The sequence below is a fragment of the Amycolatopsis eburnea genome, from assembly GCF_003937945.1.
Classification (GTDB): Bacteria; Actinomycetota; Actinomycetes; order Mycobacteriales; family Pseudonocardiaceae; genus Amycolatopsis; species Amycolatopsis eburnea.
Genome location: NZ_RSEC01000046.1, coordinates 144,888 through 170,074 on the forward strand (window position 1 = coordinate 144,888; position 25,187 = coordinate 170,074).

Genomic DNA, 25,187 nt, shown 5'->3' on the forward strand with positions numbered 1-25,187 from the left:
CGGCCTCAGCCCTCCTGCTCGAGTCCGGACCCGTCGCCGAGCCGGCCCAGTTCGTTGTCGATGAAGGCGAAGATGTCGTCCGTGCTGGCCGCGTCGAGCCGCTCGGAGACGTCTTCGCCGGCGGGCGCCGCGATCTTCGCCAGGAGCCGGCGCAGCCGGGCCGCGACGTCCGCCGCCGCGAACTCGCTCGCGGTCCCCGTGGCGACCAGCTCTTCGAGCCGGTCCAGCTCGTCCGGCAGCGACGTCGCGGCGGCCGGGGCGGGCGCCAGCTCGGCCCGCAGGTGCGCGGCGAGCCCGGCCGGGGTCGGGTAGTCGAAGACGACGGTCGCCGACAGGGTCAGCCCGGTCGCGGCGGTGAGCCGGTTGCGGAACTCGACCGCGGTCAGCGAGTCGAAGCCCAGCTCGCGGAACTCCAGCCCGGCCCCGACCTGCTCGGCCGGGTGGCCGAGCACCGCTGAGACCTGGGCGCGCACCAGGGAAAGCAGCGTGCGTTCCTGCTCGCTCTCCCGCATCGACGCCAGCTGTCCGCGCAGGTCGGCCGCGGCGGCGCGGTCCGGGCCGGCGGCCGCGCTGCGGCGTCCGGGACGGCCCACCGGGCGCAGCAGCCACGGCAGCTCGCCGCGGGTGCGCAGGGTCGGCAGGTCGACGCGCACCGGGACGACGTGCGGAGCGGTGCCGTCGATCGCGCGGTCGAACAGCTCCGTGCCCTGCCCGGCGCTCAGCGGCGGCATCCCGCCGCGGACCATCCGCTCGCGGTCGGCGTCGGTGAGGTCGCCGGTCATGCCGGTGTCCCAAGCACCCCAGGCCAGGCTCACGCCGGCCAGGCCGCGGCCGGCGCGGTGGGCGGCGAGGGCGTCGAGGAACGCGTTGGCCGCCGCGTAGTTGGCCTGGCCCGGCGTGCCGATCGTGCCGGCCACCGAGGAGAACAGCACGAACCCGGCGACGTCGCCGGCGAGTTCGTGCAGGTGCCAGGCGGCGTCGAGCTTCGGCGCGAACACCGTCGCCAGCCGCTCCGGCGACTGCGACGCGAGCACGCCGTCGTCGACGACCCCGGCGGTGTGCACGACGGCGGTCAGATCGGGCACCTCAGCCAGCACGGCGGCCAGCGCGTCCCGATCGCCGACGTCACACGCCACCACCCGCACTTCGGCCCCGGCCAGCTCCGCGACCAGCGCATCAACCCCTTCCGCGGCCGGCCCACGACGGCTGAGCAGCAGCAGCTTCCGCGCCCCACGCGCCACGAGGTGCCGCGCGAAAACCCGCCCCAACCCGCCGGTCCCACCCGTGATGAGCACCGTCCCGTCCGGGTCCCAGCCCGCACTTTCACGTGAAAGTGCGGGGCCCAGGTCGGCACTTTCACGTGAAAGTGCGGCTCGGGTCAGGCGGGCGACGCTCAGGGTGCCGTCGCGCAGGAGGAGCTGGGGCTCGCCGGTGGCCAGGGCCGCGCGGAGGGTGGCGCCGTCGGGCTCGTCGACGTCCAGCAGGACGAAGCGACCGGGCTCCTCGGACTGCGCCGAGCGCACCAGGCCCCAGACCGCGGCCGCGGCGACGTCGTCCCCGGCGATGGCGCCGCGGGTGACGAACACCAGCCGCGGGGCGGGACTTTGCAGGTACTCCAGGACTTCCGCGGTGAGCGCGTGGGCCGAAGCCGCCGCGTCGGGGCCGCCGGTCACCGGGACGGCGATGACGTCGGCGCCGGACGCCAGCGCGGTCGCGAAGTCCGGCTGGACCGCGCAGCCGAGGGCGGTGGCGAGGTCGTCGCCGACGGCCGCCCAGGTTTCGGTGCCCGGCTCGGGCAGCGGGACGGGCGTCCAGCGCAGCTCGAACAGCGCGTCGGCCTCGGCGGGGGCTTCGGCCGCGCGGAGGGTGACGCCGGTGGCGGTCAGGACCGGCTTCCCGGCGTCGTCGGTCAGCGCCAGTGCCACGGCGTCGCCGCCCGCGGGCGTGATCCGGACCCGGGCGCGGCTCGCGCCGGACGCGTGCAGGGTGACGCCGGTCCAGGCGAACGGCAGCCCGGCCGGGGCGCCTTCGCCGAAGCCGATGGCCTGCAGGGCCGCGTCGAGCAACGCCGGGTGCAGCCCGAACCGCCCGGCTTCGACGCCGTCGGGCAAACCCAGTTCGGCGTAGACCTCGGCGGCGGAGCGCCAGACGCGCCGCAGGCCCTGGAACGCGAGCCCGTAGGCGAACCCGGCTTCGGCGGCCTGGGCGTAGAAGTCCGTGAGGTCGGCCTCAACGGCCCCGGCGGGCGGCCACGCGTCGGGCAGCGGCTCGGCGGCCACCGCGCGCGGGACCAGGGTGCCGGTCGCGTGCCGGGTCCAGTCGTCGTCGGTCCGCGAGGAGATCGTCAGCTCGCGGCGGCCGCCTTCGCCCGGCTCGCCCACGGTCAGCTGCAGCACGACGGCGCCGTCCGGGTCGAGCGCGAGGGGCACTGCCAGGGTCAGGTCCTCGACCGCCGCGCAGCCGACCTCGTCGGCCGCGCGGACCGCCAGTTCGAGGAAAGCCGCGCCGGGGAACAGGATCGTGCCGCCGACGACGTGGTCGCGCAGCCACGGCTGGGTGGCCGCGGACAGCCGTCCCGAGAACACCACGCCCGGCGAGTCCGCCAGCGCGAGGGTCGCGCCGAGCAGCGGGTGCCCGGCCGGGGCGAGGCCGAGGCCGGTGGCGTCGCCGCCGGTGGCCGGCAGCGGCCAGAACCACTCGTGCTGGAAGGCGTACGTCGGCAGCGCGACGCGCCGGGCGTCCGGGAAGCGGGCGGCCCAGTCGACGGCGACCCCGGCGACGTGCAGCCGGGCGAGGGCTTCGGCGGCCGCGGCGGTCTCGTCCCGGTCCTTGCGCTGCACCGGGATCACGTGCGCGGCCGGTTCGTCGACGACCGCGGTGAGCGTGGCGTCCGGGCCCAGCTCGGCGAACACCGTCACGCCCGCCTCGGTGAGCCGCTCGATCGCGTCGCCGAAGCGGACGGTGTCGCGGATCTGGCTGACCCAGTACGCCGGGGACGTGACGTCGCCCGCCGACACGACCGGGATCCGCGGCTCGGCGAACGCCAGCTTCGCCACGACGTCGCCGAACTCGGCGAGCATCGGCTCCATCAGCACGGAGTGGAACGCGTGCGAGACGCGCAGCCGCCGGTGCTTGGCGAACTTCGCCGCGACCGCGACGACGGCGTCTTCGTGCCCGGAAAGGACGACCGAGCCGCGGCCGTTCACGGCGGCGACGTCGACGCCGTCGCCGACGAACGGCAGAACGTCCTCTTCGGACGCCCGCACCGCGACCATGACGCCACCCTCGGGCAGCGCGCCCATCAGCCGGGACCGCGCGGAAACCAGCGCGCACGCGTCCGGCAGGGACAGCACGCCCGCCACGTGGGCGGCGGCGATCTCGCCGACGGAGTGCCCGGTGACGAAGTCGGGGTGCACGCCCCAGGACGCCAGGAGCCGGAACAGCGCGACCTCGAAGGCGAACAGCGCGGGCTGCGCGAACTCCGTGCGGTCGATCCGGCTCTCGTCGTCGAGCGCGGCGCGCACCTCCGGGTCGAGCAGCGACAGTGCCTCGTCGAACGCGGCCGCGAACACCGGGTGCGCGACGGAGAGGTCCCGTCCCATGTGGACGCGCTGGGAACCCTGACCGGAGAAGAGGAACGCGACCGGCGGCGCGACGCGAGCCTCACCCTGCACGGCCGCTTCCCCGGCGGCGACGGCACGCAGCCCGGCGACGACTTCGGCGAGTTCGCTGCCGACGACCGCGGCGCGGTGCGTGAACGCGGCTCGGGTGGTCGCGGCCGCGTGCGCCAGATCCGTCACCGGGATCTCGGTGGTCTCGACATGGTCGGCCAGGCGGGCGGCCTGGGCGCGCAGGGCTTCGGGCGTCCGGCCGGAGACCACGACCGGCACCGCACCGGCGTCGGGCGTCGCGGGCCGGGGCACGGGCTGCTCGGCCGGCTGTTCGAGGATGACGTGGGCGTTGGTGCCGCTGATCCCGAACGACGACACCGCCGAGCGGCGGACGCGGCCGGTCTCGGGCCACGCGGTGGTCTCCGGGACCAGGTCGACCGCACCTTCGGTCCAGTCCACATGGGACGACGGTTCGGCGGAGTAGCGCGACTGGGGCACGACGCCGTAGCGCATGGCCTGGACCATCTTGATCACGCCCGCGACCCCCGCGGCCGCCTGGGTGTGCCCGATGTTGGCCTTGACCGACCCGAGCAGCAACGGCGTTTCGCGGTCACGGCCGTAGGTGGCCAGGAGGCTCTGCGCCTCGATCGGGTCGCCCAGCGGCGTGCCGGTGCCGTGCCCCTCGACGACGTCCACATCGGACGTCGTGAGCCCGGAGACGGCCAGCGCCTGGCGGATAACCCGTTGCTGCGACGGTCCGTTGGGGGCGGTGAGACCGTTGGACGCGCCGTCCTGGTTGACCGCCGAACCGCGCACCACGGCGAGGACTTCGTGGCCGTTGCGGCGGGCGTCCGAGAGCCGCTCCAGCAGGACCACGCCGACGCCTTCGGCCCAGCCGACGCCGTCGGCGGAGTCGGAGAACGACTTGCACCGCCCGTCCCGCGCGAGGCCACCCTGAGCCGAGAAATCGACAAAGGCACCCGGGGTCGCCATGACCGTGACACCACCGGCGATCGCGAGTTCACAGTCCCCGGCGCGCAGGGCCTGGGCGGCCCAGTGCATCGCCACCAGCGACGACGAACACGCCGTGTCGACGGTGACCGCCGGACCCTCCAAGCCGAGCGCGTAGGCGACGCGGCCGGACATGACGCTGCCCGCGGTGCCGATGCCGAGGAAGCCGAGCGCCTCCTCCGGGAACTGCACGCCCTGACCGTAGTCGTGGTACATCACGCCGGCGAACACGCCCGTCTTGCTGCCGCGCAAGGAAAGCGGGTCGACACCGGCGCGTTCGATGACCTCCCAGGACGTCTCCAGCAGCAGGCGCTGCTGCGGGTCCATCGCGAGGGCTTCGCGCGGCGAGATCCCGAACAAGCCGGGGTCGAACATCCCGGCCTCGCCGAGGAACCCGCCCTCTTGGACGTACGAGCGGCCGCGGTCCGCGCCGAACAGCCCGGCGAGGTCCCAGCCGCGGTCGGCCGGGAACGGACCGACGCCGTCGCCGCCGTCGAGGACCAGCTGCCACAGCTCTTCGGGCGAGGTGACCCCGCCCGGGTAGCGGCAGGCCATCGACACGATGGCGATCGGGTCGTCGGACACCGGCGCCTTGACCGTGGCGCGCGCGACCGGCACGTCCTCGCCGGCGAGTTCGCCGCGCAGGAAGCCGGCCAGCACGACCGGGGTCGGGTGGTCGAACACCAGGGTGGCGGGCAGCCGCAGGCCGGTCGCGGTGGCGAGCTGGTTGCGGAACTCGACCGCGGTGAGCGAGTCGAAGCCGAGGCCGCGGAACTCGCGCTCGACGTCGACGCTCGCGGCGTCGAACCCGAGCACAGCGGCGACCTGCGTGCGGATGACCTCCAGCAGGGCCTTGCGCTGCTCACCCTCGCGGAGGCCGGAAAGCCGTTCGCGCAGGGCGTTCGCGGCCGGCGTGGCCCGGCCCGCGCCACGGCGGGCCGGGCGGCCGACCGGGCGCAGCAGCCACGGCGGTTCGGCCAGTCCGCGCAGGCGCGGCAGGTCCAGCAGCACCGGCACGAGCACGGGTTCGGTGCGCGCGACGGCCCGGTCGAAGAGCGCGCAGCCCTGCTCGACCGGCAACGGCGGCATGCCGGCGCGGGTCATCCGCTCGCGGTCGGCGTCGGTGAGGGTGCCGACCATGCCAGTCTCCCACGCGCCCCACGCCAGCGACGTCGCGGCGAGCCCGCGGGCGTGCCGGTGGGCGGCAAGGGCGTCGAGGAAGGCGTTGGCGGCGGCGTAGTTCGCCTGCCCCGGCGAGCCGATGGTGCCGGCGACCGAGGAGAACAGCACGAACGCGTCGACGTCGCCGGCCAGCTCGTGCAGGTTCCAGGCGGCGTCGGCCTTCGGGCGCAGCACGGTCTCGAGGCGCCCGGCGTCGAGGGAGGCGAGGACGCCGTCGTCGAGCACGCCGGCGGCGTGCAGGACCGCGGTCAGCGGCCGGTCGGCGGGGATACTGCCGAGGAGCTTCGCGGCGGCGTCGCGGTCGGCGAAGTCGCAGGCGGCGACGGTGACCTCGGTGCCGTGCGCGGCGAGTTCGGCGACGAGTTCGACGACGCCGTCGGCATCCCCGCCGCGACGGCTGGCGAGCAGGACGTGCTTGACGCCGTACTCGGCGGCCAGGTGCCGGGCGAAAACCCGCCCCAGCCCACCCGTCCCCCCGGTGATCAGCACCGTCCCGTCGGGGTCCCAGCCCGCACTTTCACGTGAAAGTGCGGGGCCCAGGTCGGCACTTTCACGTGAAAGTGCCGCTTTGCCGCGCAAAGCGTAGCTTTCACGTGAAAGCGGCGCTCGGGTGAGGCGGGCGGCGCGGGCGGTGCCGTCGCGGAGCAGGAGCTGGGGTTCGCCGGTCGCGACGGCGGCGGGGAGTCCGGTGAGGGACGCGTCGTCGACGTCGGCGAGCACGAACCGGCCGGGGTTCTCGGTCTGCGCGGAGCGGACCAGACCCCAGACGGCGGCCGCGGCGAGGTCTTCCCCGGCGACGGCGCCTTCGGTGACGAAGACGATGCGAGTGGTTTCGTTCGGGGTCTGGAGGATCGTCAGCACTTCGGCGGTGAGGCGGTGCGTGTCGGCGACCACGTCGGTGCCGCCGTGCACCGGGATCAGCAGGACGTCCGGCTCCGCGGCCAGCGCCGTGGCCAGGTCCGGGTACCGCGTGCCCAGGTCCGCGAGCCGGGAGCCGAGCACCGCGCGGCTGCCCTCCGGCTCGGCGCCGGACAGGGGCAGCCAGTCGAGGCGGAACAACGACTCCGGGCCGGTCTCGACCGGCGTCGCCGCCCGCAAGGTGAGCGCGTCGACCGACAGCACCAGCGCGCCCGTCTCGTCGGCCAGGTCCAGGGTCACCGAGTCGTCGCCGGCCCGGGCGATCCGCGCGCGCACACGGCGAGCGCCCGTCGCGTGCAGCTCCGCGCCCGCCCAGGAGAACGGGAGCCCGCCCGGCACTGAATCAGCGAAAGTGATCGCGTGCAGCACCGAGTCGAGCAGGGCCGGGTGCAGGCCGTACTCCTCGGCGTCGTCGCCGGGCAGCTCGGCTTCGGCGAAGACCTCGCCGTCGCGCAGCCACACCCGCCGCAGGCCGCGGAACTGCGGCCCGTACGCGAAACCCGCCTCGGCGAAGGTGTCGTAGAACCCGGTCAAGTCCACTTCGGACGCTCCGGCGGGCGGCCACTCCCCCGCGTCGAAGCCGGCCGGGAGCGAAGCCGGGGCCAGGACGCCGGTACCGTGCCGGACCCACTCGCCGTCGGCGCGGGAGGACACGCTGACCTCGCGGCGGCCGTCGGGGTCCGGGGCGCCGGCCACGACCTGCACGAGCGTCGGGCCGGACAGCACCAGCGGGGCCGCCACGGTGAAGTCCTCCACCCGGCCGCAGCCGGCCTGGTCGCCGGCGCGTGCCACCAGTTCGAGGAACCCGGCGCCGGGGAACAGCACCTGGCCACCGATGACGTGCTCGTCGAGCCACGACGTCGCGAGCCGGCCGGAGAAGACCACCTCGCCGGAGCCCGCCACCTCGGTGACGGCGCCGAGCAGCGGGTGCCCGGCCGCGGTGATGCCGAGCTGGTGCGCGCCCGGGACGAGCCGCGGCCAGTACCGCTGCCGCTGGAAGGCATACGTCGGCAGCGCGACGCGCCGGGCGCCGGTGCCCTCGAACAGCGCCGCCCACTCGACCGGCACGCCGTTGACGTGCAGCGCGGCCAGCGCGGTCACGGCGGTGGTCTCCTCGTCACGTCCGGCGCGCAGCAGCGGGGCGAGGACTTCGCCGTCGACGAGCGCGGTGAGCACGGCGTCCGGGCCCAGCTCGGCGAACGCCGTGACCCCGGCGTCGAGCAGGCGCGCGGTCGTGTCGGCGAAGCGGACGGTGTCGCGGACCTGCCGCACCCAGTACTCCGGCGAGGTGAAGTCGCCGACGACCGGGATTTCCGGCTCGGCGAACGCCAACCCGGCCACGACCGCGCGGAACTCGTCGAGCATCGGGTCCATCGCCGCGGAGTGGAAGGCGTGGGACACGGTGAGCCGCTTGGTCTGCTCGAAGCCCGCGGCCGCGGCCAGCACGGCGTCCTCGGTGCCGGACAGCACGACCGACGACGGCCCGTTCACCGCGGCGAGCGCGACGTCGGCCGACAGCAGCGGCCGGACCTCCTCCTCGGTGGCGCGCACGGCGACCATCGCCCCGCCGGACGGCAGCGCCTGCATGAGCCGGGCGCGCGCCGCGACGAGCGTGCACGCGTCGGCCAGCGACAGCACCCCGGCGGCGTGGGCGGCGGCGATCTCGCCGACCGAATGCCCGGCGACGAACGCGGGCCGCACGCCCCACGAGCGCACCAGGCGGAACAGCGCGACTTCCAGCGCGAACAGCGCGGGCTGCGCCCAGCCGGTTTCGTCGAGCAGCGCGGCATCGTCGCCGAAGACGACGTCGCGCAGCGGACGCGGCAGAGCGGGGTCGAGGTGGGCGCAGACGGCGTCGAAGGCGTCGGCGAACACCCCGAACCGCTCGTAGAGCCCGCGGCCCATGCCGAGCCGCTGCGAACCCTGGCCGGTGAACAGGAACGCCACCGACCGCTCCCGCGCGACCCCGCGGGCGACCGGGGTCCCGTCGACGAGCACGGCCCGGTGTTCGAACGCCGAACGCGTGGTGGCGAGCGAGAAACCGGCGTCGACCGGATCGACGTCGCGGGGCAGGGCGGCGAGCTGGGCTTCGAGGGCGGCTTCGGACCGGCCCGAGACCGGCCACGGCACCACACCCGGCGTGACCTCGCGCCGCGGTTCGACGGGCGCGTAGGCCGGAGCCTGTTCGATGATGACGTGCGCGTTGGTGCCGGACAGCCCGAACGACGAGACACCGGCCCGGCGCGGGTGCCCGTTCTCCCGCCAGTCGACGGCTTCGGTGAGCAGCTCGACACCGCCCGACGACCAGTCGACGTGGCTGGAGGGCTCGGTCACGTGCAGCGACGCCGGGATCCGTTCCCGTTGCAGCGCAAGGATCATCTTGATGACCCCGGCGACGCCCGCGGCGGCCTGGGTGTGCCCGAGGTTCGACTTGACCGACCCCAGCAGCAACGGTGACGAGCGGTCCTGGCCGTAGGCCGCCAAGAGCGCCTGCGCCTCGATCGGGTCGCCGAGGGTCGTGCCGGTGCCGTGCCCTTCGACGACGTCCACTTCGGACGGACGCAGGCCCGCACTGGCCAAGGCCTGCCGGATCACGCGCTGCTGCGAGGGACCATTGGGGGCGGTGAGGCCGTTGGACGCGCCGTCGGAGTTGATGGCCGAACCGGCGACCACGGCGAGGACGTCGTGGCCGTGCCGCCGGGCGTCGGACAGCCGCTCGACGACGAGCACGCCGACGCCTTCGGACCAGCTCGTGCCGTCGGCCGAATCGGAGTACGCCTTGCACAGCCCGTCGGGCGCGAGGCCGTTCTGGCGGCTGAAGCCGACGAAACTGACCGGCGTGGCCATGACCGTGACCCCGCCGGCGAGCGCGAGGTCGCACTCCCCCGCGCGCAGGGCCTGCGCCGCCAGGTGCAGCGCGACCAGCGACGACGAGCACGCCGTGTCGATCGTCATCGCCGGGCCTTCGAGTCCGAGCACATAGGACAGTCGCCCGGACACGACGCTCGCCGCGACGCCGGTGCCCGCGTGGGCCTCGACGTCGGTGGCGGAGCGGACGACCACCCCGGCGTAGTCCTGGCCGTTGGTGCCGACGAACACGCCGGTGCGGCTGCCGCGCAGGCCGGCCGGGTCGATGCCGGTGCGCTCGACGGCTTCCCACGACGTCTCCAGGAGCACGCGCTGCTGCGGATCCATCGCCAGAGCTTCGCGCGGGGAGATCCCGAAGAACCCGGGGTCGAAGTCGGCGGCATCGGGCAGGAACCCGCCGCGGTCGACGTAGCTGCTGCCACGGCCCTCGCCCGCCAGCGCCGACATGTCCCAGCCGCGATCGGCCGGGAACCCGGTGATCGCGTCGCGGCCCTCGGCCAGCAGCGTCCACAGGTCCTCGGGCGTGCGGACGCCGCCGGGGAAGCGGCAGCTCATGCCGACCACGACGATCGGGTCGTCGGTGGCGGTCGCCGGGCCCGTCACAGCGGTCGCCGGGGCGTCGCCGCCGACGACTTCGGCGAGCAGGAACTCCGCCAGGGCAAGGGGATTCGGGTGGTCGAACACCAGCGTCGCGGGCAGGCCGATCCCGGTCACAGCGTCCAGCCGGTTGCGCAGCTCGATCGCGGTCAACGAGTCAAACCCGAGGTCGGAAAACGCCCGCGTGGCCCCGATTTCGGCGGTGCCCGCGTGGCCGAGGACGGTGGCGACGTGCTCGCGGACCAGGTCCAGCAGCACGCTCGCGCGTTCGCCGGCGGGGGTCGCGAGCAGCCGCGTCGCCAGCGCTCCGCCGGCCGCGGGAGCCGTCTCGAGTTCGGCGAGGACCCGGCGGACCACCGGCAGGTCGGCCAGCAGCGGGCTGCGGCGGACGCTCAGCAGCGGCCGCAGGACGTCGGCGTTCTGGATGTCGGCGACGACGAGCTGCGCGTTCGGGCCGCCCGCGTCGGCGAGCACGGTGACGGCGAGGTCGGGATCCAGTCCGCCGCCGAGGCCGGCGGCCATGCCGTCACCGGCCCAAGCGCCCCAGGCGATCGACGTCGCCACCTGGCCGCGGGCGCGCCGGGCTTCGGCGAGCGCGTCGAGCACGGCGTTGGCGGCGGCGTAGTTGGCCTGACCGGGGTTGCCGACGGCGCCGGCGACCGAGGAGAACAGGATGAACGCGTCGAGGTCGCCGGTCAGTTCGTCGAGCAGCAGCGCCGAATCGACCTTCGCGCGGAAGACGGCGTCGAAGCGGTCCGGGGTGAGGCCGCCGAGGACGCAGTCGTCGAGCACCCCGGCCGCGTGCACAACGGCGTCGGGCCGGTGCTCGGCCAGCAACTCGGTGAGCTGCGCGCGATCCGCGACGTCGCAGCGGGCGACGACCACGCGCTCGTCGGGGCCGGGCTCGCCGCCGGAGCGGCTGGCCAGCACGACCCGGTCGGCACCCTGGCCGAGCAGCCACTTCGTGACGTGGCGGCCGAGCGCGCCGGTGCCGCCGGTGACGAGGACGGTGCCGCGCGGCTGCCACGGCGTGACCGCGGCGGTGGCCGGGACGAGGCGGCGGCCGTAGACCCCCGAGGCGCGGACGGCGATCTGGTCGTCGTCGCCGTCGAGGGCCCCGGCGAAGCGGGCGAGGAGCCGGGCGTCGAGGTCGGCCGGGAGGTCGGCGAGACCACCCCAGCGGCGCGGGTACTCCAGCGCGGCGACGCGGCCGAGGCCCCAGATCGCGGCCTGCCCGGGTGCGGTGACCGGGTCGGCCGGGCCGGTGGAGACGGCGCCGCGGGTGACGCACCACAACGCCGTGTCGGCGCCGAGGTCGTCCAGCGCCTGGATGAGCGCGGTGGTCTCCTCGAGTGCGAGCAACGAGACGATGGTCGGGGTGAGCCGCGAGCGCAGGAGGTCGGCCAGCTCTTCACGGTCCACAGTGGACACTATCAGGGGCGTGCCCAGCGCGTCCGCGACCTCGCGGACCCACGGGTCGGCCGTGGGCGGGACGAGGACCAGCCGGTCGCCCGCGGTCGCGGCCGACGCGGGCAAGGGGCGCCATTCGACGCGGTAGCGCCAGCCGTCCACAACGGACTGCCGCTGCCGGCGGGCGCGCAGGGCCGACAGCGCCGGGACGACCGACTCCAGTGCCGGGGCGTCCACCTGGAGATCCGCCGCCAGCGACGCGAGGTCGCCGTTCTCCACCACCGACCAGAAGGAGTCGTCCGCGGTGGTCCGCGCGGCGGGTTCCGGCCAGTAGCGGCGGTGCTGGAAGGCGTAGGTGGGCAGGTCCGTCACGCGGGCGCCGGTGCCGTCGAACCAGGCCGCCCAGTCGATCCGGATGCCGGCCCGGTACAGCGCGGCCACCGCGGCGGCCACGGCGGCGCGGTCGCCGCGGTCCCGGCGCAGGACGGGAACGACGGTCGCGCCCGGGACGTCCACCAGCGCGGTGAGCACGGCGTCCGGCCCGACCTCGACGAACGACGTCACCCCGCGCTCGGCCAGCCCGGCGACCGCGTCGGCGAACCGGACGGTGCCGCGCACGTGCCCGACCCAGTACTCCGGGTCGGTGACGTCCCCGGCGGCGACGACCGGGATCTCCGGCTCGGCGAACGCCAGCCCGGCGACGACCGCGCGGAAGTCGTCGAGCATCGGGTCCATCAGGTGCGAGTGGAACGCGTGGCTGACGCTGAGCCGCTTGGTCTTCTCGAACCGTCCGGCGACGGCGAGCACGGCGTCCTCGGTGCCGGAGAGCACGACCGCGCGCGGGCCGTTCACCGCCGCGATGTCGACACCGTCCACCAGCCGGGCGCGAACGTCCTCTTCGGACGCTTCGACGGCGACCATCGCGCCACCGGGCGCAAGCGCTTGCATCAGGCGTCCTCGCGCGGAAACCAGCGCACAAGCGTCCGAAAGGGACAGCACCCCGGCGACGTGCGCGGCCGCGATCTCGCCGACCGAGTGCCCGGCGACGAAGTCCGGCCGCACGTCCCACGACGCCAGCAGCCGCACCAGGGCGACCTCGATCGCGAACAGCGCGGGCTGGGCGTGGCCGGTCTGGGCCAGGGCGTCGGCGTCCGCACCCCAGACGACGTCCCGCAGCCCGGGGTCGAAGCAGGCGAGCACCTCGTCGAGCGCTTCCGCGAAGACCGGGTAGGCGTCGGCGAGTTCGCGGCCCATGCCGAGCCGCTGCGCGCCCTGGCCGGTGAAGAGGAACGCCTGCACGGGCGGGCGGCCGGTCTCGGTGGTTCCGGCCAGTGCCCGCAGTTCGCGGACCGCCGTGTCGGGTTCGGTGGCGACGACGGCGGCCCGGTGCGCGAAGCTCGCGCGGGTGGTGGCCGCGGCGAACGCGACGTCGAGGAGGTCGCCGGACGTCTCGATCCGGGCGGCGAGCCGGGCGGCCTGCTCCTGCAGCGCCTCGGCGGTCCGGCCGGAGACGACGAGCGGCACCGGAAGTGCGGCGGCCTCCTCGCGCGGCTGCTGCGGCCGGGCCTCCGGAGCTTCGAGGATGACGTGCGCGTTGGTGCCGCTGATCCCGAACGACGAGACCCCGGCGCGGCGGACCCGGTCGACCGCCGGCCACTCGACCGGCTCGGCGACGACCTCGACCGCCCCGGCTTCCCAGTCCACATGGGACGAAGGCGTGCCGACGTGCAGCGACTTCGGCACGATCCCGTGCCGCATCGCCTCGATCACCTTGATCATCCCCGCGACGCCGGCGGCGGCCTGGGTGTGCCCGATGTTGGACTTGACCGACCCGAGCAGCAACGGCGTCACGCGGTCCTGGCCATACGTCGCCAGCAGCGCCTGGGCTTCGATCGGGTCGCCCAAGGTCGTGCCGGTGCCGTGCGCTTCCACGACGTCGACGTCCGCAGTGGACAGTCCGGCGTTGGCGAGCGCCGCGCGGATCACGCGTTGCTGCGACGGGCCGTTCGGGGCGGTGAGACCGTTGGACGCGCCGTCCTGGTTGACCGCGGAACCCCGCACCACCGCGAGGATCCGGTGCCCGTGGCGCAGCGCGTCGGACTGCCGCTCCACGACGAGCAGGCCCGCGCCTTCGGACCAGCCGGTGCCGTCGGCGGCGTCGGAGAACGCCTTGCAGCGGCCGTCGGGCGCGAGGCCGCTCTGGCCGCTGAACCCGATGAACCCGCCCGGGGTGGCCATCACGGTCACGCCGCCGGCCAGCGCCAGGTCGCACTCCCCCGACCGCAGCGACTGCGCGGCCAGGTGCAGCGCCACCAGCGACGACGAGCACGCGGTGTCGATCGTCATCGCCGGGCCCTCCAGGCCCAGCACGTACGACAGGCGGCCGGAGGCGACGCTCGCGGCCAGCCCCGTGCCGGTCTGCCCGCGCAAATCGGCGTCGGTCGTCATGAGCAGGTCGGAGTAGGTCTGGCCGTTGGTGCCGACGAACACACCGGTGCGCGAGCCGCGCAACCGCGTCGCATCCAGCCCGGCACGCTCGAACGCCTCCCACGAAACTTCGAGGAGCAACCGCTGCTGCGGGTCCATCGCGACCGCTTCACGCGGGGAGATCCCGAAGAACGCGGCGTCGAATTCCGCCGCGTCGTACAGGAACCCGCCCGCCTGGGTGTCGCTGGCGGCGAGCGCGGCGGTGTCCCAGCCGCGGTCGGCCGGGAAGCCCGAAACGGCGTCCCCACCCGAGGCGACCAGGTCCCACAGCCCGTCCGGACCGGTGACGCCGCCGGGGAACCGGCAGGCCATCCCGACCACCACGACCGGGTCGTCGGACACCGGCCCGGCGGTCACGACGGCGGTACCGGTCCCGCCCGAGCCGACCAGCTCGTCGCGCAGGAACTCCGCGACCGCGCCCGGGGTCGGGTAGTCGAACACCAGCGTCGAGGGCAGCCGCAGCCCGGTCACCGCGGCGAGCCGGTTGCGGAACTCCACCGCGGTCAGCGAGTCGAAGCCCAGCTCGCGGAACTCCCGCGTGGTCTCGACGTCCTCGGGCGCGTGCCCCAGTACCGTGCCGACCTCGGTCGCGACGTGCCCGCTGAGCACCCGCAGCTGCTCGGCTCCGCGCATCCCGGCCAGCTGCTCGCGCAGCGACCCGCGCACGTGCTCGGCGTCGCCGCCCGCGCGGCGGCGGCCCGGCCGGGCGACCGGGCGCAGCAGCCACGGCAGCTCGCCTTGGGCCCGCAGGGCCGTCAGGTCCACGCGCATCGGCACGACCACGGCGCTCGGCGAGCGGGTCGCCCGGTCGAATAGCCGGATGCCCTGCTCGACGGTCAGCGGCGGGACGCCACCGCGGGCCATCCGCTCGCGGTCGGCGTCGGTGAGCGTGCCGACCATGCCGGTTTCCCAGCCGCCCCAGGCCAAGGACAGCGCGGCGCGGCCTTCGACGTGGCGGCGCTGGGCGAAGGCGTCGAGGAAGGCGTTGGCGGCGGCGTAGTTGCCCTGCCCGGCCGAGCCGACCGTGCCGGCGACCGAGGAGAAGACGATGAACGCCGACAGGTCGAGGTCGCGGGTCAGCTCGTCGAGGTGGACGACGGCGTCGGCCTTGGGCCGCAGCACGGTGTCCAGGCGCGCCGGGTCGAGCGAGGCGACGACGCCGTCGTCGAGGACGCCGGCGGTGTGCACGACGCCCCGCAGCGGGTGTTCGGCCGGGATCCGGGCCAGGACGGCGGCGAGCTGGTCGCGGTCGGCGGCGTCGCAGGCTTCGATCCGGACGTCCACGCCCAGCTCGTCCCGCAGCTCGGCCGCGCCGGGGGCGTCGGGCCCGCGGCGGCTGGTGAGCACGAGGTGCCGGACGCCGTACGTGCGCACGAGGTGCCGGGCCAGCTCGCGGCCGAGCCCGCCGGTGCCGCCGGTGATGAGCACGGTGCCGTCGGGTTCCCAGCGCGGCGGCAGGGTCAGCACGATCTTGCCGACGTGCTTCGCGCGGCTCATGTGCCGGAAGGCGGCCGGGGCCTGGCGCAGGTCCCAGCTGCGGATCGGCAGCGGCGTCAGGACGCCTTCGGCGAACAGGCGCAGCAGCTCGCCGAGCAGTTCGGCGGTGCGGTCGGGCCCGGCTTCGCCGAGGTCGAAGGCGCGGTAGCGGATCCGCGGCAGCGCGGCGGCGTCGCGGATGTCGGTCTTGCCCATCTCGAGGAACCGGCCGCCGTCGGCGAGCAGGTTCAGCGAGGCGTCGGCGAACTCGCCGGCCAGCGCGTTGAGCACGACGTCGACGCCCGCGCCGCCGGTGACGCGGCGGAAGTCGGCCTCGAACTCCAGCGAGCGGGAGGAGGCGATGTGGTCGTCGGCGACGCCGAGCTCGCGCAGGACGTGCTGCTTGCCCGCGCTCGCGGTCGCGAAGACCTCGGCGCCGAGGTGGCGGGCCAGCTGGATGGCGGCCATGCCGACGCCGCCGGCACCCGCGTGGATCAGGATCTTCTGGCCGGGCTTGAGGTCCGCGAGGTCGACCAGCGCGTAGTACGCGGTCAGGAAGACCAGCGGGACGGACGCGGCCGTGCGCGCGGACCACCCGGCGGGCACCGGCGCGAGGTAGCGCGTGTCGGAAACGCTGTGCGTGCCGAACGAGCCGGGCAGCATGCCGAAGACGCGCTCGCCGACGCGGGCCGGGTCGACGCCCGGGCCGGTCGCTTCGATGACACCGGCGCCTTCCGCGCCGAGGTCGCCGAGCTTGCCGGGGTACATGCCGAGCACGGACAGGACGTCGCGGAAGTTGAGCCCGGCCGCTTCGAGGCGGATCCGGACGTGCCCGGCGGGCGGGTCGCCGAGGACGTCCGGGCACGCTTCGGCGCCCAGGTCGTCGATGCCCGCGGGACCGGCGGTGAGCCGCCACGCCGGTACCGCGGGGGGCAGGAGGTCGCCGTTGCCGGCGAGGCGGCCGAGCCGCGCGACGCGGACGCTTTCGCCGCGCACGGCGAACTGGGGTTCCCCGGAGACGACGAACCCGGTGCCGGGCAGGCCGGCGCCGGCTTCGAGGTCGACGAGGACGAACCGGCCGGGCTGCTCGGACTGCGCGGAGCGGATCAGCCCCCAGGCGGCCGCGGCGGCGAGGTCGGCGACGCGGTCACCGGGCTCGACGGCGACGGCTTCCCGGGTCACGAAGACGACCCGCCCGGCCCGCTCGTCGGCGGCCTGCAGCACGTTCAGCGCGTGGGCGGTGACTTCGCGGACGGCCGCGAGCAGGTCGTCGTTCTCCGCGCCGAGCGGGACCAGCAGGACGTCCGGCTCCAGGGCGAGCGCCGTTTCGAGGTCCGCGCACGGGCGGGCGACGGACGCCAGCAGCGGGTCGTCGCCCAGGAGGGCCCACGTGCCCGCCGGGGCGTCCTTGGCCAGGGCGGCCGGAACCCACGCCGTCTGGAACAGGGAGTCGTCGTCGGCGTCGCGCTGGGCCGCTTCACGCAGCTGGAGCGACTGGACCGTGAGCACCGGCGCGCCGGTCTCGTCGGTGACGGCGATCGCCACCGACTCGCGGTCCACCGGGGTGATCCGGGCGCGGATGCGGGTGGCGCCCGAGGCGTGCAGCGAGACGCCGGACCACGCGAACGGCAGGCCGCCCGCGACCGGGTCGAGCCGGTGGAGGGCGTGCAGGGCCGCGTCGGACAGGGCCGGGTGCAGGCCGTAGTCGCCGTCGGCTTCGCCCGGCAACTCGGCTTCGGCGAGCAGCGTGTCGCCGTCCAGCCAGGCGCGGGTCAGGCCGCGGAACGCGGGCCCGTAGGCGAGGCCGGTCGCGGCCAGCTCGTCGTACACAGTGGACACGTCGAGTTCGGTGGCACCGGCGGGCGGCCACTCCCCCAGCGCGACCGGCGGGTGTTCGCCGACCGCGACGAAGCCCGCCGCGTGCTGCACCCACTCGGCGTCCGGGCCGGTACCGCGCGACGAAATGGTCAGCTCTCGGCGCCCGGCGTCGTCGGGCCCGCCGGCGGCGATCTGCAGCAGCACCGGCTCGTCCGGGCGCAGCCACAGCGGCGTGGCGATGGACAGGCTTTCCACGGCCGAGCAGCCGACCTGGTCCGCCGCGCGGACGGCGAGGTCGAGGAACCCGGTGCCGGGGAACAGCACGTGCCCGCCGACGACGTGGTCGGCCAGCCACGGCTGCCCGTCCCGGGACAGCAGCCCGGAGAGCACGACGCCGCCCGAGTCGGCGAGGTCGACGGCGAAATCCAGCAGCGGGTGCCCGGCCGGGGTCAGCCCGAGGCGCTCGACGGCGCCGCGGCCCGGCACGACCCGCGGCCAGAAGTGCTGCCGCTGGAAGGCGTACGTGGGCAACGTGGTCCGCCGCGCGCCGGGGAACCACGGCGTCCAGTCGACGCCGGCGCCGGCGACGTGCAGCCGGGCCAGCCCGGTGAGGAAGGCCTCGGGTTCCGGGCGGTCCTTGCGCAGCAACGGGGTCACGAGCGCGCCGGGCTCGTCGACCATCGCCGAGAGCACGCCGTCGGGGCCGATCTCGACGAACGCCGTGACGTCGAAGTCCGCCAGGACATCGGCGAAGCGGACGGTGTCGCGGACGTGGCGGACCCAGTGCTCCGGATCGGTGACGTCGCCGGTCGTGACGAGCGGGATCCGCGGCGCCGCGAAGGTGAGTCCGGCGACGACGTCGCGGAAGCCGTCGAGCATCGGGTCCATCAGGTGCGAGTGGAACGCGTGGCTCACCTCGAGCCGCTTGGTCTTCGCGAAGTTCGCCGCCACCGTCAGCACGGCGTCTTCGGTGCCGGACAGGACAACCGCGCGCGGGCCGTTCACCGCGGCGATGTCGACGCCGTCGACCAGCCGGGCGCGAACGTCCTCTTCGGACGCTTCGACGGCCACCATCGCGCCGCCGCGCGGCAGTTCCTGCATCAGGCGGCCGCGAGCGGTCACCAGTACGCAGGCGTCTTCGAGGGACAGCACCCCGGCGAGGTGGGCGGCGGCGATCTCGCCGACCGAGTGCCCGGCGACGCGGGCGGGCCGGACGCCGTGCGCCTCGGCCGTGCGGGCCAGAGCGACTTCCAAGGCGAACAAAGCGGGTTGCGCCCAGCCGGTCTCGGCGAGCAGGCTCGCGTCGTCGCCCCACAGGACGTCCCGCAGGCCGGGGTCGAGGTGGGCGAGGACGGCGTCGAGCGTGTCGGCGAACGGCTTCGAGGCGGCGTACAGCTCGCGGCCCATGCCGAGCCGCTGGGAGCCCTGGCCGGTGAACAGGAAACCCACCGACGGCGTGTCCGCGGTTCCCCTCGCGACCTCGCGGACGCCGTCGGGCGTGGCCAGGAGCACCGCGCGGTGCGGGAAGCTCGCCCGGGTCGTGACCAGGGAATACCCGACGTCGAGCGAGTCGGGCCCGGCCTCGGGCAGCCGGGCGATCTGGGCGGTGAGGGCGTCCTCGGTCTTGGCCGAGACGACCCACGGCACCACCGGAACCGCCGGTCGCGCCGCCGGGACCGGCCGCGGTCCGGGTGCCTCCAGGATGACGTGCGCGTTGGTGCCGCTGATGCCGAACGACGAGACACCCGCCCGTCGCGGCCGCTGGACCACGGGCCAGGCCACGGCTTCCGAGACGACCTCGACGGAACCCGCTTCCCAGTCCACATGGGACGACGGCGTGCCGACGTGCAGCGACTTCGGGACGACCCCGTGCCGCATCGCCTCGATCACCTTGATCACCCCGGCGACCCCGGCGGCCGCCTGGGTGTGCCCGATGTTCGACTTCACCGAACCCAGCAGCAGCGGGGTTTCCCGGTCCTGGCCGTAGGTCGCCAGCAGCGCCTGGGCTTCGATCGGGTCGCCCAGAGTCGTGCCGGTGCCGTGCGCTTCCACGACGTCGACGTCCGATGTGGACAGTCCGGCGTCGGCCAGCGCGGCGCGGATGACCCGCTGCTGCGACGGCCCGTTCGGAGCGGTCAGGCCGTTGGACGCGCCGTCCTGGTTGACCGCGGATCCCCTGAGCACAGCGAGGATCTCGTGCCCGGCGCGGATCGCCTCGGACTGGCGGGCCAGCACCAGGACGCCGACGCCTTCGGACCAGCCGGTGCCGTCGGCGTCGTCGGAGAAGGCCTTGCAGTTGCCGTCCGGGGCGAGGCCGTTCTGGCCGCTGAACCCGACGAACCCGCCCGGGGTGGCCATCACCGTGACGCCACCGGCGAGGGCGAGGTCGCATTCCCCCGCGCGCAGCGACTGGGCGGCCAGGTGCATCGCGACCAGCGAAGACGAGCAGGCGGTGTCGATCGTCATCGCCGGGCCTTCGAGGCCCAGCACGTAGGACAGCCGTCCGGACACGACGCTGCCCGCGATGCCGGTGCCGGTCTGGCCGCGCAGCTCGACGTCGGCGGTGAGGAAGAGGTCGGAGTAGGTCTGGCCGTTGGTGCCGACGAACACGCCGGTGCGCGAGCCGCGCAACCGCGTCGCGTCCAGCCCGGCGCGTTCCAGGGCCTCCCACGAGACTTCGAGCAGCTGCCGCTGCTGCGGGTCCATGGCGACGGCTTCGCGCGGTGAGATCCCGAAGAATCCGGCGTCGAATTCGGCGGCGTCGTAGAGGAATCCGCCCGCGCGGGTGTCGGACGCGGCGAGCGCGGCGGCGTCCCAGCCGCGGTCGGCCGGGAAGCTCGACACGCCGCTGCGGCCGTCGGCGACCAGATCCCAGAGGTCTTCGGGGCTCTCGACCCCGCCGGGGAACCGGCAGGCGACGCCGACCACGACGATCGGGTCGTCGTCCCGCCGTCCGGCCGCCACCGCGGTGGGCGCGTCGGTGCCGCCGAACAGCTCGGCCAGCACCAGCCGGGCGACGGCGACCGGCGTCGGGTGGTCGAACACCAGGGTCGAGGGCAGGCGCAGGCCGGTGAGCGCGGCGAGGCGGTTGCGCAGCTCGACGGCGGTCAGGGAGTCGAAACCCAGGTCGGAGAACGACTTCTCGGCGCCGACCGCGGCGGCGCCGGCGTGGCCGAGGATGGTCGCGGCGCGGCCGCGGACGAGGTCGGTGACCTTCGCCAGCCGCTCTTCGTCGCTCAGGACGCGCAACTGCCCCGCGAGGTCGGCGGCCGCGGCGGACGTCGTGGCGGCCGAGCGGCGGATGCCCCCGGCGAGGCCGCGCAGGATCGGCGGCAGCTCTTCCAGCAGGCGCAGGGCGGCGAGGTCGACGGCGACCGGCACCACCACGGCCCGCGGCAGCGCGAGCGCGGCGTCGAACAGCGCGAGGCCGTGCTCGAGTTCCAGCGGCGGCATGCCCGAGCGGGCCATCCGCGCGCGGTCGGCCTCGGCGAGCGAGCCGGCCATGCCGACCGTCCAGGAACCCCAGGCCAGGGACTGCCCGGGCAGGCCGGCGGCGCGACGGTGGGCGGCGAGGGCGTCGAGGAAGCTGTTGGCGGCGGCGTAGCTGCCCTGCCCGGCGCCGCCCATGATCCCGGCGACGGAGGAGAACAGCACGAACGCGCCGAGGTCGCGGGTCAGCTCGTGCAGGTGCCACGCGGCGGCGGCCTTGGCGGCCAGCACCGGGGCGAGCCGCTCGGGGGTGAGCGCGGTGACGACGCCGTCGTCGAGCACGCCGGCCGCGTGCACGACCGCGGTCAGCGGGTGCTCGGCGGGGATCGCGGCGAGCGCCGCGGCCAGGTCGGCCCGGTCGGCGACGTCGCAGGCGCGGATCTCGACGTCGACGCCGAGTTCGTCCCGCAGCTCCCGCGCCCCGGGCGCGTCCGGCCCGCGGCGGCTGAGCAGCAGCAGGTGCCGGACACCGTGCTCGCGCACGAGGTGCCGCGCCAGCTCGGCCCCCAGCCCCCCAGTCCCCCCAGTGATCAGCACGGTCCCGTCCCAGCCCGCACTTTCACGTGAAAGTGCGGCCCCCAGGTGCGCACTTTCACGTGAAAGTGCGGGGTCTACGCGGGCGAGACGGGCGGCGCGGGCGGTGGTGCCGCGTAGCTGCAGCTGGGGTTCGTCGAGGGCGAGGGCACGCCGGAGGGCGTCGTCGGTGGTCTCCGCGTCGACGTCGGCCAGCACGAAGCGGCCCGGGTTCTCCGCCTGGGCGGTGCGGATCAGGCCGTGCACGGCCGCGGCGGCGAGGTCGTCGGCCTCGGTCACGAAGACCAGCCGTGAGGTCGCCGAACCGTCGTCGGCCAGCCAGTCCTGGACCAGTTCGAGGGCGCGGGTGGTCAGCGCGGTGAGGCCGTCGAGGGGACTGCCGTCAGTGGTCAGCCGGACGAGCGTGACGTCGGTGGCCGGCTCCGGGGGCAGCACGACCGGCACCCAGCGCGGCTCGAACAGCGAGTCCACATCGGACTCCCCGGTCACGGCTTCCGAGCGCACCGCACCGATCGACGCCACCGGCTGCCCGGCGGCGTCGGTGAGGGCCAGCGAGGGGCCGTCACCGACCTGGACGCGGACGCGGGCCGCGCCCGCCGCGTGCAGCGAAACCCGCGTCCACCGGGTCGGGTACCCGGTGATGCCCGCGGCCCGCAGGACCTCCTCGAGCAGCCGCGGGTGCAGCCCGAAGCGTGCCGTCTCGGCTTCGTCTTCACCGAAAGCGACTTCGATGTCCGAGTCCGCGAAGGGTTCGTGGTGCGCCCCGGTGGCCAGCACGCCCTCGGCGCGACGCACCCAGCTGCCCTCGGCCCGGGTGTGGACGTCCAGGCGACGGCGGCCGGTCTCGTCCGGCTCGCCGACCGAAAGCTGCAGGTCGACGGCCTCGCCGTCGGCCAGCTCCAGCGGTGCGCCGAGGGTGAGTTCCTCGACCAGGTCGCAGCCGAGGTCGAGCCCCGCGCGCAGGGCGAGTTCGACGAACCCGGTACCCGGGAACACGCCGTCGGTCAGCCACGGGTGGGTGCGCGCGGAGATCCGCCCGGTCAGCAGCAGCCCGTCGGACCCGGCCGGGGCCAGGGACGCGCCGAGCAGCGGGTGGGTCACCGGGTCGAGGCCGAGCCCGGCCGCGTCGGCGGCGGCGTCCACAGTGGAGGGCCAGAAGCGTTCGCTCTGGAACGGGTAGGTCGGCAAAGCCACCGTGCGGGCGCCGGTGCCGTCGAAGAACGTCGTCCAGTCGACCCGGACCCCGGCGGTGTGCAACCGGGCCAGCGCTTCGGTGAGCACCGCGGGCTCGTCGGAGTCCCGGCGTGCCACCGGAATCGCGGTGACGTCCTCGATGAGCGGGGTGAGCGCGGCGTCCGGACCCAGCTCGGCGATCACCGAGGCGCCGGACTCGGCGAGCCGCGCCACGGCGTCGGCGAACCGGACCGGCTCACGCACGTGGCTCACCCAGTACTCGGGCGAGGCCACGTCCCCGGAAGCGAGGAACGGCAGCACCGGCTCGGCGAACGTCAGCCCGGAAACGACCGCGCGGAAGTCGTCGAGCATCGGGTCCATCAGCGGCGAGTGGAACGCGTGCGACACCGCGAGCCGGCGCGGGCGCTCGAAGTGCGCGGCGGCGGCCAGCACGGCGTCCTCGGCGCCGGACAGCACGACCGAGCGCGGCCCGTTGACCGCGGCGACGGCGACGTCGTCGCCCAGGTACGGCCGGACGTCGTCCTCGCTCGCGCGGACGGCGACCATCGCACCCCCGGCGGGCAGCGCCTGCATCAGCCGGGCCCGCGCGCCGACGAGCACGCAGGCGTCGTCCAGCGACAGCACCCCGGACACGTGCGCGGCGGCGATCTCGCCGACCGAGTGCCCGGCGACGAAGTCGGGCCGGATCCCCCACGACTCCAGGAGCCGGAACAGCGCGACCTCGATCGCGAACAACGCGGGCTGCGCGTACCCGGTCCGGTCCAGCGCGGCGGCATCCGCCCCCTGCAGCACTTCCCGGACGGCCGGGTCGAGCCGGTCCAGCGACGCGGCGAGCGCGTCGGCGAAGACGGGGAACCGCGCGGCCAGCGCCCGGCCCATGCCGAGCCACTGCGCGCCCTGGCCGGTGAAGACGTACGCGAGCGCGGGCGGCCGCTCGACCGAACCCGTGACGACGCCGGGCGCGTCCCCGTCCGCCAGCCAGGCGGCCAGCGCCGCCCGCGGGTCCGGGTCGAGGACGCTCAGCCGCTCTTCGAACGCCGAGCGCGTGGTGGCGAGCGAGAACGCGACGTCCAGGGGATCGGCGTCGATGTCGACGATCCGGGCGACCTGAGCGCGCAACGCGGCCGGGGTCCGTCCGGAAAGGAGCCACGGCGCCGGAACATCGGCACGCTGCGTCGTGCTGACCGGCGCTTCGGGGGCCTGTTCGATCAGCACGTGCGCGTTGGTCCCGCTGACCCCGAACGACGACACCCCGGCCCGGCGTTCGCGGCCGGTCGCGGGCCACGGCTGGTTCTCGGTGGCGAGCCGGACCGCACCCGCCGTCCAGTCCACATGGGACGACGGGGTGTCCGCGTGCAACGTCCGCGGCACGACGCCGTGCCGGATCGCCTCGACCACCTTGATGATCCCGGCAACCCCCGCCGCCGCCTGGGTGTGCCCGATGTTGGACTTGACCGACCCCAGCAGCAGCGGCGTTTCCCGGTCCTGCCCGTACGTGGCCAGCAGCGCCTGTGCTTCGATCGGGTCGCCGAGCTTCGTCCCGGTGCCGTGCGCCTCGACGACATCGACGTCCGAAGTGGACAGCCCGGACGCGGCGAGCGCGGCCCGGATCACGCGTTGCTGCGAGGGGCCGTTGGGTGCGGTGAAGCCGTTGGACGCGCCGTCGGAGTTCACCGCGGTGCCGCGGACCACGGCGAGCACCTCGTGCCCGTTGCGCCGCGCGTCGGACAGCTTTTCCAGCACCAGCACGCCGATGCCTTCGGACCAGCCGGTGCCGTCGGCGTCGTCGGAGAACGCCTTGCAGCGGCCGTCGGCCGACAGCCCGCCCTGGCGGCTGAACTCCAGCAGCGACCCCGGCGTCGACATCACGTTCACGCCCGCGGCCAAGGCGAGGGTGCACTCCCCCGCGCGCAGGGCCTGCGCGGCCAGGTGGACCGCGACCAGCGACGACGAGCACGCCGTGTCGACCGTGACGACCGGGCCCTCGAGCCCGAGCGTGTAGGCCACCCGGCCGGCCAGCGCGCTCGCCGCGATGCCGGTGCCGACCGAACCGTCGGCATCGGCCAGCGAGCGGACCATCAGGTAGGCGTAGTCCTGCCCGTTGGTGCCGGTGAAGACGCCGGTCCGGCTGCCGCGCAACCGTTTCGGGTCGAGACCGGCCCGTTCGATCGCCTCCCAGGACACCTCCAGCAGCAGCCGCTGCTGCGGGTCCAGGGAAACCGCTTCCCGCGGCGAGATCCCGAAGAACGCCGCGTCGAAGTCCGTTGCGCCGTCGAGGAACCCGCCCGCCTGGCTGACGCCCATGCCCCGCTCGTCGACCCCGGCGCCGGTGACCGCCTCGACGTCCCAGCCGCGGTCGGCCGGGAACGGCCCGATCGCGTCCCCGCCGTCCTCGACGAGGCGCCACAGCGCTTCGGGGCCGCGGACGCCGCCGGGGAACCGGCAGCCCATGGCCACGATGGCGATCGGCTCCGTGGCGGCGGCACGCAGCTCCTGGTTCTGCCGCTTGAGCCGCTCGGACTCCTTCATCGCGGCACGGAGTGCTTCGACGACCCGGTCGCTCGGGGTGGACATGTGTCAGCTCCGTAGGTT

At 75.1% G+C, this 25,187-nt stretch carries 1 protein-coding gene; it reads right to left on the reverse strand.

Going from position 1 to position 25,187, the window contains the following annotated elements; all coding sequences use genetic code 11:
- Window positions 1-5: 5 nt before the first annotated feature.
- Window positions 6-25,169 carry a type I polyketide synthase gene (locus EIY87_RS48400; RefSeq protein ID WP_225439950.1) on the reverse strand — a complete coding sequence of 8,388 codons (25,164 nt, stop codon included), beginning with the start codon at window positions 25,167-25,169 and terminating at the stop codon, window positions 6-8.
- Window positions 25,170-25,187 lie beyond the last annotated feature (18 nt).

Bases quoted from the DNA above. Each gene is read 5' to 3' on its own strand.
- EIY87_RS48400 (WP_225439950.1), bottom strand. From the start codon at position 25,169: ATGTCCACCCCGAGCGACCGGGTCGTCGAAGCACTCCGTGCCGCGATG.